At 44.7% G+C, this 14457-nt stretch carries 19 protein-coding genes and 2 tRNA genes; 20 read left to right on the top strand and 1 reads right to left on the bottom strand.

The features are described 5' to 3' along the window. Positions 1 to 133: 133 nt before the first annotated feature. The 14 genes from rpmJ to JHC35_RS08780 all read left to right on the top strand — a co-directional run bounded on the left by rpmJ (position 134) and on the right by JHC35_RS08780 (position 9880). A complete protein-coding gene (gene rpmJ / locus JHC35_RS08845) occupies positions 134 to 247 on the top strand; it encodes a 50S ribosomal protein L36 (RefSeq protein WP_294915863.1) in 114 nt (37 codons plus the stop codon). Between the two features lie 2 nt (positions 248 to 249). Continuing rightward, entirely contained in the window at positions 250 to 621 is a 372-nt protein-coding gene (gene rpsM, locus JHC35_RS08840) for a 30S ribosomal protein S13 (protein WP_294915861.1), read from the top strand. A gap of 11 nt (positions 622 to 632) precedes the next feature. Further along, positions 633 to 1025, top strand: a complete 393-nt coding sequence (gene rpsK / locus JHC35_RS08835) for a 30S ribosomal protein S11 (protein WP_294915859.1) — start codon at positions 633 to 635, stop codon at positions 1023 to 1025. An 11-nt stretch (positions 1026 to 1036) separates the two neighbouring features. Next, entirely contained in the window at positions 1037 to 1663 is a 627-nt protein-coding gene (gene rpsD, locus JHC35_RS08830) for a 30S ribosomal protein S4 (RefSeq protein WP_295044376.1), read from the top strand. A 23-nt stretch (positions 1664 to 1686) separates the two neighbouring features. Continuing rightward, positions 1687 to 2679, top strand: coding sequence for a DNA-directed RNA polymerase subunit alpha (locus tag JHC35_RS08825; RefSeq protein WP_295044374.1), 993 nt, complete (start codon positions 1687 to 1689; stop codon positions 2677 to 2679). A 108-nt stretch (positions 2680 to 2787) separates the two neighbouring features. Next, on the top strand, positions 2788 to 3138 hold the full coding sequence (gene rplQ, locus JHC35_RS08820; RefSeq protein WP_295044371.1) for a 50S ribosomal protein L17: 351 nt from the start codon (positions 2788 to 2790) through the stop codon (positions 3136 to 3138). A gap of 125 nt (positions 3139 to 3263) precedes the next feature. Then, a complete protein-coding gene (locus tag JHC35_RS08815) occupies positions 3264 to 3539 on the top strand; it encodes a NifU family protein (RefSeq protein WP_295044369.1) in 276 nt (91 codons plus the stop codon). A 47-nt stretch (positions 3540 to 3586) separates the two neighbouring features. After that, the gene (locus JHC35_RS08810) at positions 3587 to 4180 is read left to right on the top strand and encodes a hypothetical protein (protein ID WP_295044366.1); all 594 of its coding nucleotides are present in this window, start codon (positions 3587 to 3589) and stop codon (positions 4178 to 4180) included. Beyond that, the gene (locus tag JHC35_RS08805) at positions 4170 to 5465 is read left to right on the top strand and encodes a UDP-N-acetylmuramoyl-L-alanyl-D-glutamate--2,6-diaminopimelate ligase (RefSeq protein WP_295044363.1); all 1296 of its coding nucleotides are present in this window, start codon (positions 4170 to 4172) and stop codon (positions 5463 to 5465) included. Before JHC35_RS08810 ends, JHC35_RS08805 begins: the two co-directional genes overlap by 11 nt. A 108-nt stretch (positions 5466 to 5573) precedes the next feature. Next, positions 5574 to 5948, top strand: coding sequence for a (2Fe-2S) ferredoxin domain-containing protein (locus JHC35_RS08800; protein ID WP_295044361.1), 375 nt, complete (start codon positions 5574 to 5576; stop codon positions 5946 to 5948). A 2-nt stretch (positions 5949 to 5950) separates the two neighbouring features. Continuing rightward, the gene (panD, locus tag JHC35_RS08795) at positions 5951 to 6316 is read left to right on the top strand and encodes an aspartate 1-decarboxylase (RefSeq protein WP_295044358.1); all 366 of its coding nucleotides are present in this window, start codon (positions 5951 to 5953) and stop codon (positions 6314 to 6316) included. 43 nt (positions 6317 to 6359) lie between these two features. Beyond that, positions 6360 to 7208: a polyprenyl synthetase family protein gene (locus JHC35_RS08790; protein ID WP_295044355.1), complete on the top strand. Its 849-nt coding sequence runs from the start codon at positions 6360 to 6362 to the stop codon at positions 7206 to 7208. 3 nt (positions 7209 to 7211) lie between these two features. After that, the gene (gene tkt / locus JHC35_RS08785; RefSeq protein ID WP_295044352.1) at positions 7212 to 9128 is read left to right on the top strand and encodes a transketolase; all 1917 of its coding nucleotides are present in this window, start codon (positions 7212 to 7214) and stop codon (positions 9126 to 9128) included. After that, positions 9128 to 9880 (top strand): RNA methyltransferase, encoded by a 753-nt coding sequence (locus JHC35_RS08780; RefSeq protein WP_295044349.1) that lies wholly within the window; start codon positions 9128 to 9130, stop codon positions 9878 to 9880. The genes tkt and JHC35_RS08780 overlap by 1 nt, the downstream gene beginning before the upstream one ends. Before the next feature lie 11 nt (positions 9881 to 9891). Here JHC35_RS08780 and JHC35_RS08775 read toward each other — a convergent pair whose 3' ends face one another. Further along, complete coding sequence (locus JHC35_RS08775; protein ID WP_295044346.1) at positions 9892 to 10212, bottom strand: thioredoxin family protein; 321 nt, start codon at positions 10210 to 10212, stop codon at positions 9892 to 9894. A 12-nt stretch (positions 10213 to 10224) separates the two neighbouring features. Between JHC35_RS08775 and JHC35_RS08770 the strand changes: the two genes are divergently transcribed. The 6 genes from JHC35_RS08770 (at position 10225) to JHC35_RS08745 (ending at position 14392) form a co-directional block, all read left to right on the top strand. Beyond that, entirely contained in the window at positions 10225 to 11103 is an 879-nt protein-coding gene (locus tag JHC35_RS08770) for a radical SAM protein (protein ID WP_295044343.1), read from the top strand. A 2-nt stretch (positions 11104 to 11105) separates the two neighbouring features. After that, positions 11106 to 12059, top strand: coding sequence for a magnesium/cobalt transporter CorA (corA, locus tag JHC35_RS08765; protein ID WP_295044341.1), 954 nt, complete (start codon positions 11106 to 11108; stop codon positions 12057 to 12059). Between the two features lie 159 nt (positions 12060 to 12218). Then, positions 12219 to 13268: a sodium:proton exchanger gene (locus JHC35_RS08760; RefSeq protein WP_295044338.1), complete on the top strand. Its 1050-nt coding sequence runs from the start codon at positions 12219 to 12221 to the stop codon at positions 13266 to 13268. A gap of 112 nt (positions 13269 to 13380) precedes the next feature. Further along, the gene (locus JHC35_RS08755; protein WP_295044335.1) at positions 13381 to 14118 is read left to right on the top strand and encodes a YaaA family protein; all 738 of its coding nucleotides are present in this window, start codon (positions 13381 to 13383) and stop codon (positions 14116 to 14118) included. A 56-nt stretch (positions 14119 to 14174) separates the two neighbouring features. Next, positions 14175 to 14250: transfer RNA gene (locus JHC35_RS08750), tRNA-Thr, on the top strand. A gap of 56 nt (positions 14251 to 14306) precedes the next feature. Beyond that, a tRNA-Tyr gene (locus tag JHC35_RS08745) sits at positions 14307 to 14392 on the top strand. Positions 14393 to 14457: the final 65 nt, after the last annotated feature.

The raw sequence follows: 14457 nt of genomic DNA, 5'->3' as shown, positions 1-14457 counted from the left end.
ATACGCGTCCACTTTGCCCTCTTGGACAAATAGAATTGAATGTTTATAACTGCGTTCAATCGTAGTTACAAGTATTGGTGTGAGGAAGCTCTACCTACAAGAAGCAAGTGATTTAACTCAACGGAGCTTACCGATGAAAGTACGTTCTTCAGTGAAGAAAATGTGCGATGATTGCAAAATCATCAAACGCAAAGGGATTGTGCGCGTAATCTGCAAAACCCCAAAACATAAACAAAGACAAGGATAAGCATGGCACGTATTGCTGGTGTGGACTTACCTAAGAAAAAACGTTTGGAATATGCATTAACTTATATCTATGGTATCGGTTTGCATACGTCACGTAAAATTTTGGATGCAACTGGACTCGACTACAATAAACGTGTATATGAGCTTTCAGAAGATGAAGCGGCAACGATCGCTAAAGAGATCCGCAGCAGCGGTATTGCTGTAGAGGGGGATCTTCGTAAACAAGTCGCTATGGATATCAAAGCGTTGATGGATCTTGGTTCATACCGTGGTCTTCGTCACCGTAAAGGTCTCCCATGCCGTGGTCAAAAAACCAAAACCAATGCACGTACACGCAAAGGTAAAAAGAAAACCGTCGGCTCAGCCACAAAGTAAGGGATTAGAGTATGGCAAAAAGAAAAGCAACCCGTAAAAAAATCGTAAAAAAGAATATTGCTAAAGGTATCGTTCATATCTTGGCATCATTCAATAACACCCTTGTTACGGTAACAGATGAAATGGGTAATATGATCGCGTGGAGTTCTGCTGGAAGCCTTGGCTTTAAAGGTTCTAAAAAATCTACCCCGTTTGCAGCGCAACAAGCGGTAGAAGCGGCAATGGAAAAAGCAATGGTTCACGGAATCAAAGAAGTGGGCATTAAAGTTCAAGGACCGGGTTCTGGTCGTGAAACAGCAGTTAAAAGTGTAGGGGCGATCGAAGGTCTACGTGTTTCTTTCATGAAAGACGTTACTCCGCTACCACACAATGGATGTCGTGCGCCTAAGCGCCGACGCGTGTAAGGAGGTTTGTAATGGCAAGATATAGAGGACCCGTAGAAAAAATCGAAAGAAGATTCGGTGTAAGTCTTGGACTAAAAGGTGAGCGTCGTCTCGCAGGTAAAAGTGCTCTTGACAAACGTCCATACGGACCAGGTCAACACGGTCAACGTCGTACAAAAATCTCTGAATACGGTACACAGCTTCGCGAAAAACAAAAAGCGAAATTTATGTACGGTTTGAGTGAAAAACAAATGCGTTCATTGTTTGCTGAAGCAAAACGTCGCACTGGTAACACCGGTACAAACTTGGTAACGCTTCTTGAGCAACGCCTTGACAACGTTGTTTACCGCATGGGCTTCGCAACAACTCGTCGTTTTGCTCGCCAATTGGTAAACCACGGTCACGTATTGGTTGACGGTAAACGTGTCGATATTCCATCATACCGTGTTAAACCGGGTCAAAAAGTGGAAATCCATGAAAAAACTAAAAAGAACAGCCAAATCGTTCGCGCGATTGAGTTGACGAACCAAACCGGTCTTGCGGCATGGGTTGACATCGATCAAGATAAAGCGTTCGGTATTTTCACACGTCTTCCAGAGCGTGAAGAGGTTGTAATCCCTGTTGAAGAACGTCTAATCGTCGAGCTTTACTCGAAATAATCATTAAAGAAAGGGCGTTCAGCATGAAAAAAATTAAGACATCACCGCTTCTTCCGAAAGAGTTTGTCGTCGAGCAAATCAGCGCGAACGAAGCAAACATCATTGCTTATCCGTTTGAAACCGGATTTGCGGTTTCACTCGCCCATCCGATTCGCCGCTTCTTGCTAAGCAGCTCAGTCGGATTCGCACCGATCGGTATTAAAATTGAGGGTGCTAAGCATGAATTTGACTCCGTGCGCGGTATGCTCGAAGACATTTCGGATTTCATTATTAACCTCAAAGGTGTCCGTTTCAAATTGAAAAACGGCCTTAAAGAGAAAGAGATCACGTACAGTTTTGCAGGCCCTTGTGAAATTCACGGACGTGATTTGAATAATGACGATGTCGAAGTTGTAACCCCAAATGCATTCTTGGCAACATTGAATGAAGATGCAACGTTGACTTTCAGCGTTAAAATTCATCAAGGTATCGGTTATGTGCCGAGTGAAGATGTACGTGAAATGTTGGGTGATGGATACATCGCGTTGGATGCGTATTTTACGCCGGTTCGCCGTGCTACATACGCGATCGAAAACGTTCTTGTTGAAGATAACCCTAATTTCGAGAAAGTGGTTATCAACATCGCAACCGATGGGCAAATTTCTCCAGTCGACGCGTTTAAAAACGCTCTTGAAGTGATGTATGCTCAAATGGCGGTATTCAACAGTGAAGTGAGCATCAAAGCTCCGGCAGCTGCTGAACGTGCAGACGAACATCCTGAACTTAAACGTTTGGGCGCACGTATTGAAGAACTTGGTTTGAGCGCTCGCAGTTTCAACTGCTTGGATCGCTCAAATATCAAATACATCGGTGAAATCGTAATGATGAGCCAAAATGACCTCAAAGAGGTTAAAAACCTTGGTAAAAAATCGTTCGAAGAGATTTTAGAAAAAATCACTGAGTACGGTTATACAGTCGGACAAGATTTGGCTGACGACTTGATCAGTGCGATCAAAAAGAAAATCGAAGCTGAATAAACTTTGAAAATCTCGCCGTTAGGTGTAGCTTTAGTGCTATAGCGGCAAGCGTAGCTTGTGGGGCTTTGCTCCATAAGCGTTATAAATAAATAGTAGAGGAAGTATCTCATGAGACATCGTCACGGATACCGCAAACTAGGTCGAACGAGCGCACATCGTGAAGCTTTGTTGACGAATCTTAGTATTGCGTTGATTGAACACGGTAAAATTGAAACTACGTTGATGAAAGCAAAAGAGCTTCGTTCTTTCGCTGAAAAACTAATCACGACGGCACGTGCTGGTGATGCAAATGCACACCGTGCTGTTTTTGCTGTATTGCAAAACAAAGAGGCAACAAAAACTCTTTTGAACGAAGTTGCTCCTAAATACGCAGAGCGTAACGGCGGATATACTCGTATTGTTAAAACTCGCATTCGTCGCGGTGATGCTACACCGATGGCATACATTGAACTCGTATAACGAGTTCAATACACCAACCCCTTAATTCGAGCTTCACTCGAAAACTACCCTTTTCGCATTAGTACATGATAAGACCTTTTTTTATATTATGCTGCAATATTTGAGCTTTATAAGGTACGATAGCTATGATTCCATTTACTGACGAAGAATTAATGAACCCGGTTCGAAATGTTATAGACAAGATACGCCCATCATTGGCGTTAGACGGTGGCGATATTTCATTTTTGACGGTAAAAAACGGAACAATATATGTGCAGCTACAAGGTGCGTGTGTTGGATGTTCAAGTAGCGGCAATACGTTGAAATATGGAGTTGAAAGACAGTTGCGGATGGATATTCATCCTGAATTGGTTGTCATCAACGTACCGCACGGGATGGAACATCAAATTGATTCACTGTAATAAATAGAAAACAAGCCGATATTAGGAAAATAAGAGGAGGGCAACGTATGAAACCGATAAATTTAACTAAAACCCTCAAAGAAGCAAATGATTATTTTTTGGCGGGTAAATATACCGATGCTTTACGCGATTACTCTTTGGTGTTGAAAGATTATCCTGATTCAAAAGAGGCATACAACGGTGCGATATTGGCCGATATGGCAATGAGCGGAGAAAGCGCCGGCGAGGCACTATTCGATTATTATACCATTCTACGCAAAGAAGATGCCGAGTCGGCAGATATTATCATCTCTGAAATCTTGGAAACGATGGACGGGACGATGGAGCAGCTCTCCGGTCTTTTTGAAGAGACGATCAAGCAGCGCCTCGCTTACGAAGACGGGATTATGTACAACGAATTTAAAGAGCTTGTTGCCAATGAGAGTGATTTTAACCGTATTTTTGAAAATATCATGTTTTCAACCCGTGTTATTATCACAGAGAAAGAGGACTTTGTCGATTTCTTGGACAACTTGATCGATCATGGTTATAGAGAGATGGCACTCAGTTATTTAGAGAGTGCTTTGGGCGTTTATCCAAATGACCGTCAATTGCGTAACTTATTGCGACGATTAGCCAAAGGCAATACCATTGAAGATTGAGATACAAGATCAACCGTATCGCTACATCAGCGAAAACTCAAGTGAGTGTGATGCGGAGTGTGCTTTTTTACTCACGAAGCAAAACGAGAAGTACAAAGACGATGCACTAAGTCGTGGCGCCCACTCGATTCTCACTCCGAAGGAGTGTTGGAGACTCTTTGGGCTTGATCGTCTGTGTGTGATCGGTATTACAGGAACCAACGGGAAGACGACGACGGCAAGTGCCATCTATTCACTCTTGTTGGATCTCGGTCATAAAGCGGCAATGCAGGGGACGCGCGGATTTTTTATGAATGACGCTCCGGTGGAGGGGAAAACCCTCACCACTCCTACCGTGCTCAACACCTACCGCCACATGGCACATGCAATTGCGTCGGGATGCGAGTATTTCGTGATGGAAGTGAGCTCTCATGCGATTGAGCAGGAACGGATTGCTGGGATAGAGTTCGGATTGAAAATTTTGACCAACATCACCCAAGATCATCTCGATTACCATAACAGTATCGACGAGTATATCCGAATCAAAAATCTCTTTTTCGCAGATGAGACGAAAAAACTGATTAATAAAGATGAGCCTAGAGCGCAGTTCAATATCAAAAACGCATTTACTTACGGTGTTGAAAACCCTGCGACGTATAAAATTTTGGCGTACTCGTTGAATAACGGTGTAAGCGGTGTGTTAAAACACTTCGAAGAGCATGTTCCGTTTGTTACCTCATTGCACGGATTTTTCAATCTCTACAATATTACTGCCGCTTTTGCGGCAGTCCATTTGGTCACGAATGAGACTCTGGAGAAAATCGCCGATGCGTTAGAGAATTTCGGAGGGGTGAGTGGACGTATGGAGGTGGTCAGCGAATCACCTCTAGTGATTGTCGATTTCGCCCACACTCCGGATGGGATGGAGCAGGTTCTTAACGCCCTCAAAGAGAAAGAGGTGCTTGTTGTCTTCGGTGCGGGCGGGGATCGTGATCGAACCAAACGCCCTATGATGGGAAGAGTAGCAAGTGCCTATGCAAAAAAAGTGTATGTCACGAGCGATAATCCCCGTTTTGAGGACCCAGATGCGATTATCGAAGATATTCTCACTGGGATAGAGGATCGTAGTAACGTCTATGTGGATGTGAATCGCCGTAATGCGATAGCGCAAGCCATCAAAGATCGCAGCGGCGATGAAGTGATTTTGATTCTCGGAAAAGGGGATGAAACTTCGCAGATCATTTACGATCAGCATTTGCCATTTGATGATCGTGTCGTGGCGAAAGAGTTGTTAAAAGAGCTTTAAATCAAAAAGTTGTTTGCTTTTGCTAACAAACTGGCTGTAGGTTTTAGCTATAATGCGGTCATTAAATTACCGAGTAATTAAGTATATCAAATTAACAAGGAGTAGTTGATGGGCCTTCCACAACCGGCATTTTATATTTTCAAGTGTGAACAAAGCTCGCCTCCGGGGATGCCAAAACCAAGCTGTGTCAATCCGCACACGCAGGATATTTTTCAACATTTGGCGCAAACTTTGATGCAAAAAGGTTTGATTGCAACCGTGCAACCGATCCGTACCTCATGTATGAACCGCTGTAATGTCGGGCCGGTAATGTTGGTTGAGCCGGGTCATGTGATGTATGCGGGATTAACCAAAGAGAAAATCAATGAAATTATTGATCGTCACATTATCGGCGGTGAAGTGGTGCAAGAGTATGTAATTTCATCAGAATTGTGGGATGCTCCGATCACTCCGGCCGATATGATGAAGCAGATGGGCAGATAATCATGTTGATCGAAATGCTCTATAGTAAAATTCACCGTGCGACCGTCACCGATGCAAATCTCAATTATGTCGGTTCGATTACGGTTGATGAAGAGCTTTTGGAAGCATCTAAAATGCGTGTGGGTCAAAAGGTGGAAATTCTCAATATCAATAACGGCGAGCGTTTTTCAACCTATATCATCCTCGGTGAACGTGGTCGTCGCGATATTTGTCTCAACGGTGCTGCAGCCCGTAAAGTACACAAAGGAGACAAAATTATCATTGTCGCCTATGCAACCTACAACGATGCTGAGTTGGAAAATTATAAGCCGACGGTTGTGTTGCTCGATGATGAGAACGGAATTACCGATATAGTCGAGAAGATATAAGCTCCCTCGTGGTACTATTTCGCTAAAAAATAGTGGGATAAAAATGGAGCACTTTGAAGCATTCTTAGCAGCACACCTCCCTGTAGCCGCATCTTTCCATCCGCACTATGAAAACTCTCTGCATCAAATGCTCCTCGGCGGAGGAAAACGGTTTCGACCGGCACTCCTTTTGGGGGTTGTTCGTGCTTATAATCCCCTTTTGGCGCAGAGTGCCTACCACGCAGCGCTCGCTATCGAAATGCTCCATACCTACTCTTTGATTCACGATGATCTCCCTGCCATGGACAATGCCGATTTGCGACGGGGAATGCCGACACTCCACAAAACATACGATGAAGTGAGTGCGATTTTAGCGGGAGACGCGTTGAATACCTATGCGTTTGAAGTACTCTCGAATGCTCCGTTTTCGGATCGTGTGATTGTCAAACTGGTTCGTTCACTTTCATACAACGGCGGTGTGGAGGGGATGGTTTTAGGTCAAGCGATTGATTGCTATTTTGAAAACCAACGATTGGAGCTGGATCAGGTCAAAATGCTTCATATCCACAAAACAGGCAAACTGATTGCCGCTGCGTTGCAGATGGGTGCCTTTATCGTAGGGCGGGACGATCTTGCGCAGGAACTGTACGATTTCGGGATCGATTTAGGATTGCTGTTTCAAATCCAAGACGACATTTTGGACATAACCCAAGATGAGTCTCAAGCGGGCAAAACAACCAAAAACGATGAAGCGAAAAACAGTTTTGTCACGTTGCTCGGGTATGAACGGGCGATGGAAGAGGCCAATACGCTGGCCGAAAAAGTAACACGACAAATGGAAAGTTTTGATGAGAATTTACAACGTGAATTGTCACCAACACTTAACCACTACATTAACCGACACAAGGACTAACCGATGAGTAATACAATGCGCCAAAAAATGGCAGATACAATCCGCTTTTTAGCGGCAGACATGGTACAACAAGCTAACTCGGGGCATCCCGGTGCGCCGATGGGATTGGCGGACATTGCCGTCGTTCTTTCTGAACATATGAATCATAATCCTAAAAATCCAAAATGGTTGAACCGTGACCGTTTGGTTTTTTCGGGCGGGCACGGAACGGGGCTTATTTACTCGTTGTATTACCTTTGGGGATACGGGTTGGAGATCGACGATCTTAAAAATTTCCGTCAGTTGGATTCTAAAACTCCGGGACATCCGGAATACGCTCATACGGCTGGGGTTGAGATCACCACTGGACCTTTGGGTCAAGGGATAGCCAATGCGGTCGGTTTCGCGATGGCTTCTGCGTACGTCGGAAACAAAGTCAATTCTGAGACAGCCGAGTTGATCGATCACAATGTGTACTGCTTATGTGGAGACGGTGATTTGGAAGAGGGGATCAGCTATGAAGCGTGTTCGATTGCGGGGCATCTCGGTTTAGATAACCTTGTTGTGATCTACGATTCAAACCGTATCACGATCGAAGGGTCAACCGAACTTAGCCTTAGCGAAAATATCAGAGACCGTTTTGAATCGCAAAATTGGGCAGTGTTGGAGATCGACGGGCATAATTTTGATGAGATTGACGGTGCATTGACGCAGGCAAAAGGGATCAAACGTCCGGTATTGATTATCGCCAATACCGTTATCGCCAAAGGGGGCGGTAAAATGGAAGGTTCGCACCATGCGCACGGTGCACCGCTCGGTCATGATGTGATCAAAACCGCGAAAGCTGCCGCAGGGTTTGATCCTGAAAAAACGTTCCATGTCGATGCGGATGTATTGGAGCGTTTCCGATGCGCGATCGAAAAAGGGGATTTGGCGGAGCGTGAGTGGAACCATCGTCTCAAAGAGCTTCCGTTGGTGGAACAAAATGAAGCGTTTGAACAGTTGATGAACCCTGATTTTGGGCGCATTGAATGGCCTTCTTTTGAGAAAGCGGACGCGACCCGCAATACCAACGGTATTATCCTCAATGCGATTGCTAAAGCGATCCCGGGCTTCCTCGGCGGATCAGCCGATCTTGGACCGTCCAATAAAACGGAATTGACAAACATGGGCGATTTCCCTAAGGGTAAAAATATCCATTTCGGTATTCGTGAACACGCAATGGCCTCTATTACGAATGCAATGGCGTTGTACGGTCCATTGATGCCATTTAGTGCAACATTCTTTGTATTTAGCGACTATCTCAAGCCCTCTGCCCGTATTGCAGCTTTGAGTGGAATCCAGCACTTTTTCATCTGGACGCACGATAGTATCGGTGTCGGAGAAGACGGCCCTACCCACCAGCCGATTGAGCATTTGAGCCAATTTAGAGCATTGCCGAATTTTTATGTGTATCGTCCGGCGGATGGAGCGGAGAATGTTAAATGCTGGCAAAAAGCCCTTTCAATGAAACACTCTCCGTCTGCATTTGTCTGCTCGCGCCAAAATCTTCCATTGCTTCCATCTGCTGTTCACGGTGATGTTGAAAACGGGGGGTATTTACTTGTAGAGCGCCCTAATGCGACAGTTACCCTGATGGCATCAGGTTCTGAAGTCGCTTTGGCACTCGAGAGCGGTGAACTGCTTGCTTCGCGCGGTATTGCAGCGAACGTGGTGAGTGTACCGTGTTTTGATTTGTTGATGGAGCAAGCACCAAGTTACATCGATACCATTATTAAACCATCCACAAAGAAGATCGCTATTGAAGCGGCCCGCGGAATGGAATGGTACCGATTTGCCGACACGGTAGTGGCAATGGAGGGATTCGGTGCGAGTGCGCCGGCCGATAAATTGTTCGAGAAATTTGGATTCACCGCTGAAGCCGTTGCGGCAAAAGTCTAATGAACGATTCTGAAGAGTATTTGGCAAAGAAACGTTTCTTTGATTCCTTGATAACGCTCTATGGGCGTAACGTCGCCGTCGAAGTTTTACGCGACGATGCTGTACAAATTCATAAACTTCACCTTTCTAAAAGTAACCGCATCGACGAGACGATCGAAGAGATCATCTCTCTTGCTGAAATGCGCGGTGTGGAGATCAAATATCATACCAAAGAATCGCTCTCCCGCATCTCCAAAAACAGTGCCCAAGATCAGGGAGTTGCGATTGACGTTGCGAGCCAAAACTACCGAAGTGCCTCCAATATTACGACCGATTTGCCGAATTCGTTTCGCCTTTTAGCCCTCGATGGTATCAATAACCCTCAAAATTTGGGGATGATTGTCCGATCTGCAGCGGCGAGCCGGATTGACGGGATCGTATTGCCTCGCCGCAACAGTACCAAACTCTCCCCATTGGTGATGAAAGCCTCAGCTGGGACCCTTTTTAAAATACCGATCTATTATTGCGAAACGTTGGATGAGATTGTGACGTTGAGCGATACGGCAATTATCACCCTCTCTTCACATGCCGCAGATGATATTCATTCCTTGCAAATACCCTCACGCGCTATCTTTGTTTTGGGGAATGAGTCTGGAGGGGTGAGTGAGAGCGTCATGCGTGCATCGACTCACAGCGTCAGCATTCCGATGCATCGGGGAGTCGAGTCCCTCAATGTCGCCGTAACGGCAGGGATTGTCAGCTTTTTACCCTGATGGGGTATGGGCTATTCTAGCATAAGGCTATATGGTCGTCGTATAGCATCAGTCACTTCGCTGATGCTCATATGGCGGCTTTTGCGTAAAAATTCCCGCCCTTGAAAAAAGATCAAAACGGTCGGAATGGTAAAAACGGTAAAATGGGATGCGATTTCGGGCGTTTCGGAAATATCGATGCTTTTGATGACGAATGAGGGAAACTCGGTGGTTATCGCTTCGACGAGTTTAGGTTTGAGAGCATGACAGACATTACAGGTCGGTGCGCTGAAATAGAGCATTACCGCATCGTTGGTGTTGAGTGTTTGGTTAATGGTATCTAAGGTTTGCATAAAGGGATTATAATGAAATTCAGCCGTGCTTATGTTGAAATCACCAATATCTGCGGTCTCTCTTGCAGTTTTTGTCCCCCCAAAGAGTCTTCGACGCAGACGATGGAACTTCCCTTTTTTGAAACGGTTCTTTTAGAGCTGAAGCCTTATACTGATGAGATTGCACTGCACGTGATGGGCGATCCTATGGTGTTGAACAATTTGACTCTTTATTTGGATATTGCACACAGACTAGGGTTTAAGGTGATGATCACCACCAGCGGATTTTATCTCGATGGCTCTCGGCGAGAGGCACTGTTTCATCCTGCACTTCGTCAGATCAATATTTCTTTGAACAGTTTTAACAAAAACAGTGTCTCCCGCTCTTTTGAAGCGTATATGGAACCGATAGTGAGACTGTGCGATGAGAAATTATCACGCGGAAGCGATTTTTTTATCAATCTCCGTCTTTGGAATCTGGATGAGATGCATAGTGAAAGCGCTTTTAACGAGCGGCTTTTTGAGCTTTTGGAGAAGCACTTTGCTCTCGAAACAGGGCTCATTGCTTCACAGATCAGCGGAGAGCGTCAATCGATTCGTCTGGCATCCAAAATATTGCTCCATTTTGATCGTTATTTTGAGTGGCCGAATCTCGATAACACAACCCTTACACATGGGTATTGCCAAGGACTCGGCAAACAAATAGGCATCCTTGTTGATGGTCGAGTCGTCCCTTGTTGTCTCGATTCCGAGGGAGTTATGGAACTTGGTAACCTGAGTGAGACAAATTTGGGTAAAATTCTCTCATCAAAACGTGCCGTGGCTATTAGCGATGGATTTTCCCAAGGGATATGCGCTGAAGAGCTGTGCTTGAAGTGCCGCTACAAAGAACGATTTAACAAGGAGGTATAACGATGATCAAATGTTACGTCCGCAATGAAAATGCGATAGCATTCATCGATACAATGTCAGAACTCGACGGTGACGTGATCGAAAAAGTGATTTGGATCGATATGTTGATGCCGACGTACGATGAAATTGTTTTTATCGAAAATACCTTCAACATCAAATTCCCAACCAAACAAGAGACCGAAGAGATTGAGATTAGTTCGCGCTATTGGGAAGAGTCGGATCGTATTGAGATTAACAGCTATTTTTTGGTTTCTAAACCGGAACACTCCCACAATGAGACGGTATCATTTATTTTGCACCATAACCTTTTGATCTCGATCCGCTATACCAATCTCTATACGTTTGATGAGTTTAACCGCAAATTCTTTGCAACTCCTAAGCAGTTTGAGAGCGGATACGATATTTTTTGTCAAATTTTGGATATCCGAATCGACGCCGATGCGGACATTATCGAAAAGCTTGCGCGCGACATTACCCGTTTACGCAAACACGTTTTGACCGATTATACGAACGAAGATGAAGAGATCTTGGCACGCATCTCGTCTTTTGAAGATTTGAATACCCAAATACGAGAAAACTTGAACGATAAACAGCGTATTTTGAGCGCCTTTTTAAAATCAAACAAATATAAGCACGCTCTAAAACACGATGTCACCGTCATGCTTAAAGATATTAAGTCATTGATCGACTATACCGATTTTAATTTTGAGCGTCTCGATTACCTCCAAAATATCTTCGTGGGTGTATTGAGCATCGAACAAAACAAAGTTATTAAAATGTTTACGATTGTTAATGTCGTTTTCCTCCCACCGACCTTGATTGCAAGCATTTACGGGATGAACTTCGATATTTTGCCGGAACTTCATTGGCAGTACGGTTATTTGCTCTCTATCGTGATGATGATTATCTCTTCCATTCTTCCCGTCTATGTCTTTAAACGAAAAGGGTGGATTTAACCCTTCCGTTAATTTGTGGTATGATACTCACTATTACTTTATCTAAAGGATAACGACTTGGACAGGCGGATACGCTATTTTATTGAAGATTATTGGGATATATTTGTCGGAATACTCTCCATGGCATTTGCTTTTTTCTTTCACACGAATGGAGATGGCATGATAGCAACATTGTTTGCCGCGATTGCCATAGCATCCCTTTCTCTTACGGTTGCCGAGGTGGCCGATATTCTCTCTGAACGCCTACAAGAACCTTATGGCAGTTTTGTTCTCACTTTTAGTGCCGTTGCGGTTGAGATCATTCTTCTTTATATTATATTATTGGAAGTGCGACACTCTCCTGAAGTATTGGAAACGGTCAAGGGGGGGATTATTTCGGCGGTTATTGTCGATTTGAACGTCTTGCTCGGATTGGCTGTTTTCTTAGGGGGATTAGCCTATACTCAGCAGCAGCACAACAAAGAGACTTCCAGTGCCTACAGCACCGTCTTGTTTGTCGCATCGAGTTCCTTATTGGTTCCAGGGTTGCTGAGTCATTCTGAGCACGGAAACGTTTCGCTGACCCATGTTAGCCATTTGATTGCAGGGGTACTGCTCCTTTTTTATATCATCATTTTTATTTTTCAAACCCGTACCCACACCCACTTTTTCAAAGCGACGGCGCGTAGCCGTTTTTTCCGTTTAAAACGAAAACTCCAAGAGGAAGAGGATGCGGAGATCGATGAAAACGAGTCGAGTGACTATATTTTCGAGCATCTTCAGACACCTGTCAACTTCATGGTAATCTTTAGTCTGATCGCCTTTATTGCATTTGGAGCGGAAATTTTTGCGAGTGAAGGGGTTAAAATTGCACGTGAATACGGCATCTCAGCAGGATTGGCCGGTTTGGTGATTGCGATCATTAGTGTTTCGCCGGAAATATTTACTGCCGTACGCGCCGCACGCAACGATCAGATTCAGCGGGTAGTCAATATCGCGATGGGGGCCTCGACTGTATCGATTATCCTGACCGTCCCGATTTTGATGCTGCTGGCATATTTTTCGGGGATCAATCTCACCCTTGATTTTAACCCGCTTCAAATCGGTGCACTGTTGTTAACGATTCTTTTGGTTTGGAAGACGACCGATGAGGGGGAAACGAACTACTTTGAGGGGGCTTCGCATTTGATGTTCTTCCTTAGCTACGCCATCATAGCGGCGTACTACTAATTTTATACGATAAAGGGGCAAAGCCCTTTATCTACGCTAACACTGGGTTCTCTTCAGCAGAGAGCTCGCGTACAGTAAACCGTGCTTAATTTTCATCAATACAGGAATCACAATGGTAATTCTCTTTTCACCGAGTGAAGGAAAACGAGAGGGGGGAGAATTCCCTCCGCTAAACTCCCAAAGCCTTATTTTTCCCGATCTTTACCCTAAACGCCTCGAAGTGATCGAACAGTATGAAAAGCTGACCAAAAGCGGAAGTGATGAGCAGCTCTATGAGTTGTTTGGAATCAAAGATAGCAAGGAGTATGAGCGTTTTAGAAATTCGTTTGCGACTATGCCGACCATGAAAGCGATTGAGCGCTATGAGGGGGTGGCGTACGATTATTTGAGCTATCGGGAGCTCTCAAAGCAAGCGCAAAGTTACATCGATACCCACACGCTTATCTTCTCCAATCTTTTCGGTCCGATACGAGCTTGTGATGCACTTCCCGATTACAAACTCAAACAAGGCTCATCCATCGGAAGCTTTGTCCCTGACAAACATTATAAAACACACTTCAGTGAAGCACTCGATAGATTTATTGGGGATGAAGAGATCCTTGATTTGCGTGCAGGGTACTACGATAAATTCTATATTCCGCAAAAACCGGTAACAACACTGAAGTTTCTCAAAGGGGGAAAGGTTGTTAGTCACTGGGCAAAAGCGTATCGCGGGATCGTTCTCAGAGAAGCGGCAAAACAACAGATTGCCTCGATAAATGGGCTTGTGGCGATGGACATAGAGGGGTTGATGGTCGAAGAGATTACCGAAACGAAAAAGAAAAAAGAGATCGTTTATACAATCTTTTAAATGGGCTTGACATTTTATAAAAGAGTGACTATAATTTCAGCTCCGTTTCGCCAAATGCCGATTTAGCTCAGTTGGTAGAGCAACTGATTTGTAATCAGTAGGTCGGGAGTTCGAGTCCCCCAATCGGCACCATTGATCCGAAATCGGAATGCATTACATTTATCAGTGTTAGACCAGATTATGGCCGTGGTGAGATACTCAAGTGGCCAACGAGGGCAGACTGTAAATCTGCTGATTTTTATCTTCGAAGGTTCGAATCCTTCTCTCACCACCATCTGCGGGAGTAGCTCAGTTGGCTAGAGCGTCAGCCTTCCAAGCTGAATGTCGCGAGTTCGAGTC

It is taken from the genome of Sulfuricurvum sp. (assembly GCF_022759005.1).
Lineage (GTDB): Bacteria > Campylobacterota > Campylobacteria > Campylobacterales > Sulfurimonadaceae > Sulfuricurvum.
This window is presented reverse-complemented; position numbering and strand designations above follow the sequence as displayed.

Excerpts from the sequence above, each read along its gene's own strand:
- rpmJ (WP_294915863.1), top strand. The coding sequence starts at position 134 with ATGAAAGTACGTTCTTCAGTGAAGAAAATGTGCGATGATTGCAAAATC.
- JHC35_RS08755 (WP_295044335.1), top strand. The coding sequence starts at position 13,381 with ATGGTAATTCTCTTTTCACCGAGTGAAGGAAAACGAGAGGGGGGAGAA.
- JHC35_RS08815 (WP_295044369.1), top strand. The coding sequence starts at position 3,264 with ATGATTCCATTTACTGACGAAGAATTAATGAACCCGGTTCGAAATGTT.
- tkt (WP_295044352.1), top strand. The coding sequence starts at position 7,212 with ATGAGTAATACAATGCGCCAAAAAATGGCAGATACAATCCGCTTTTTA.
- JHC35_RS08800 (WP_295044361.1), top strand. The coding sequence starts at position 5,574 with ATGGGCCTTCCACAACCGGCATTTTATATTTTCAAGTGTGAACAAAGC.
- JHC35_RS08810 (WP_295044366.1), top strand. The coding sequence starts at position 3,587 with ATGAAACCGATAAATTTAACTAAAACCCTCAAAGAAGCAAATGATTAT.
- JHC35_RS08780 (WP_295044349.1), top strand. The coding sequence starts at position 9,128 with ATGAACGATTCTGAAGAGTATTTGGCAAAGAAACGTTTCTTTGATTCC.
- rpsK (WP_294915859.1), top strand. The coding sequence starts at position 633 with ATGGCAAAAAGAAAAGCAACCCGTAAAAAAATCGTAAAAAAGAATATT.
- rplQ (WP_295044371.1), top strand. The coding sequence starts at position 2,788 with ATGAGACATCGTCACGGATACCGCAAACTAGGTCGAACGAGCGCACAT.
- JHC35_RS08825 (WP_295044374.1), top strand. The coding sequence starts at position 1,687 with ATGAAAAAAATTAAGACATCACCGCTTCTTCCGAAAGAGTTTGTCGTC.
- rpsD (WP_295044376.1), top strand. The coding sequence starts at position 1,037 with ATGGCAAGATATAGAGGACCCGTAGAAAAAATCGAAAGAAGATTCGGT.
- JHC35_RS08770 (WP_295044343.1), top strand. The coding sequence starts at position 10,225 with ATGAAATTCAGCCGTGCTTATGTTGAAATCACCAATATCTGCGGTCTC.
- corA (WP_295044341.1), top strand. The coding sequence starts at position 11,106 with ATGATCAAATGTTACGTCCGCAATGAAAATGCGATAGCATTCATCGAT.
- JHC35_RS08790 (WP_295044355.1), top strand. The coding sequence starts at position 6,360 with ATGGAGCACTTTGAAGCATTCTTAGCAGCACACCTCCCTGTAGCCGCA.
- rpsM (WP_294915861.1), top strand. The coding sequence starts at position 250 with ATGGCACGTATTGCTGGTGTGGACTTACCTAAGAAAAAACGTTTGGAA.
- JHC35_RS08760 (WP_295044338.1), top strand. The coding sequence starts at position 12,219 with ATGATAGCAACATTGTTTGCCGCGATTGCCATAGCATCCCTTTCTCTT.
- JHC35_RS08775 (WP_295044346.1), bottom strand. The coding sequence starts at position 10,212 with ATGCAAACCTTAGATACCATTAACCAAACACTCAACACCAACGATGCG.
- panD (WP_295044358.1), top strand. The coding sequence starts at position 5,951 with ATGTTGATCGAAATGCTCTATAGTAAAATTCACCGTGCGACCGTCACC.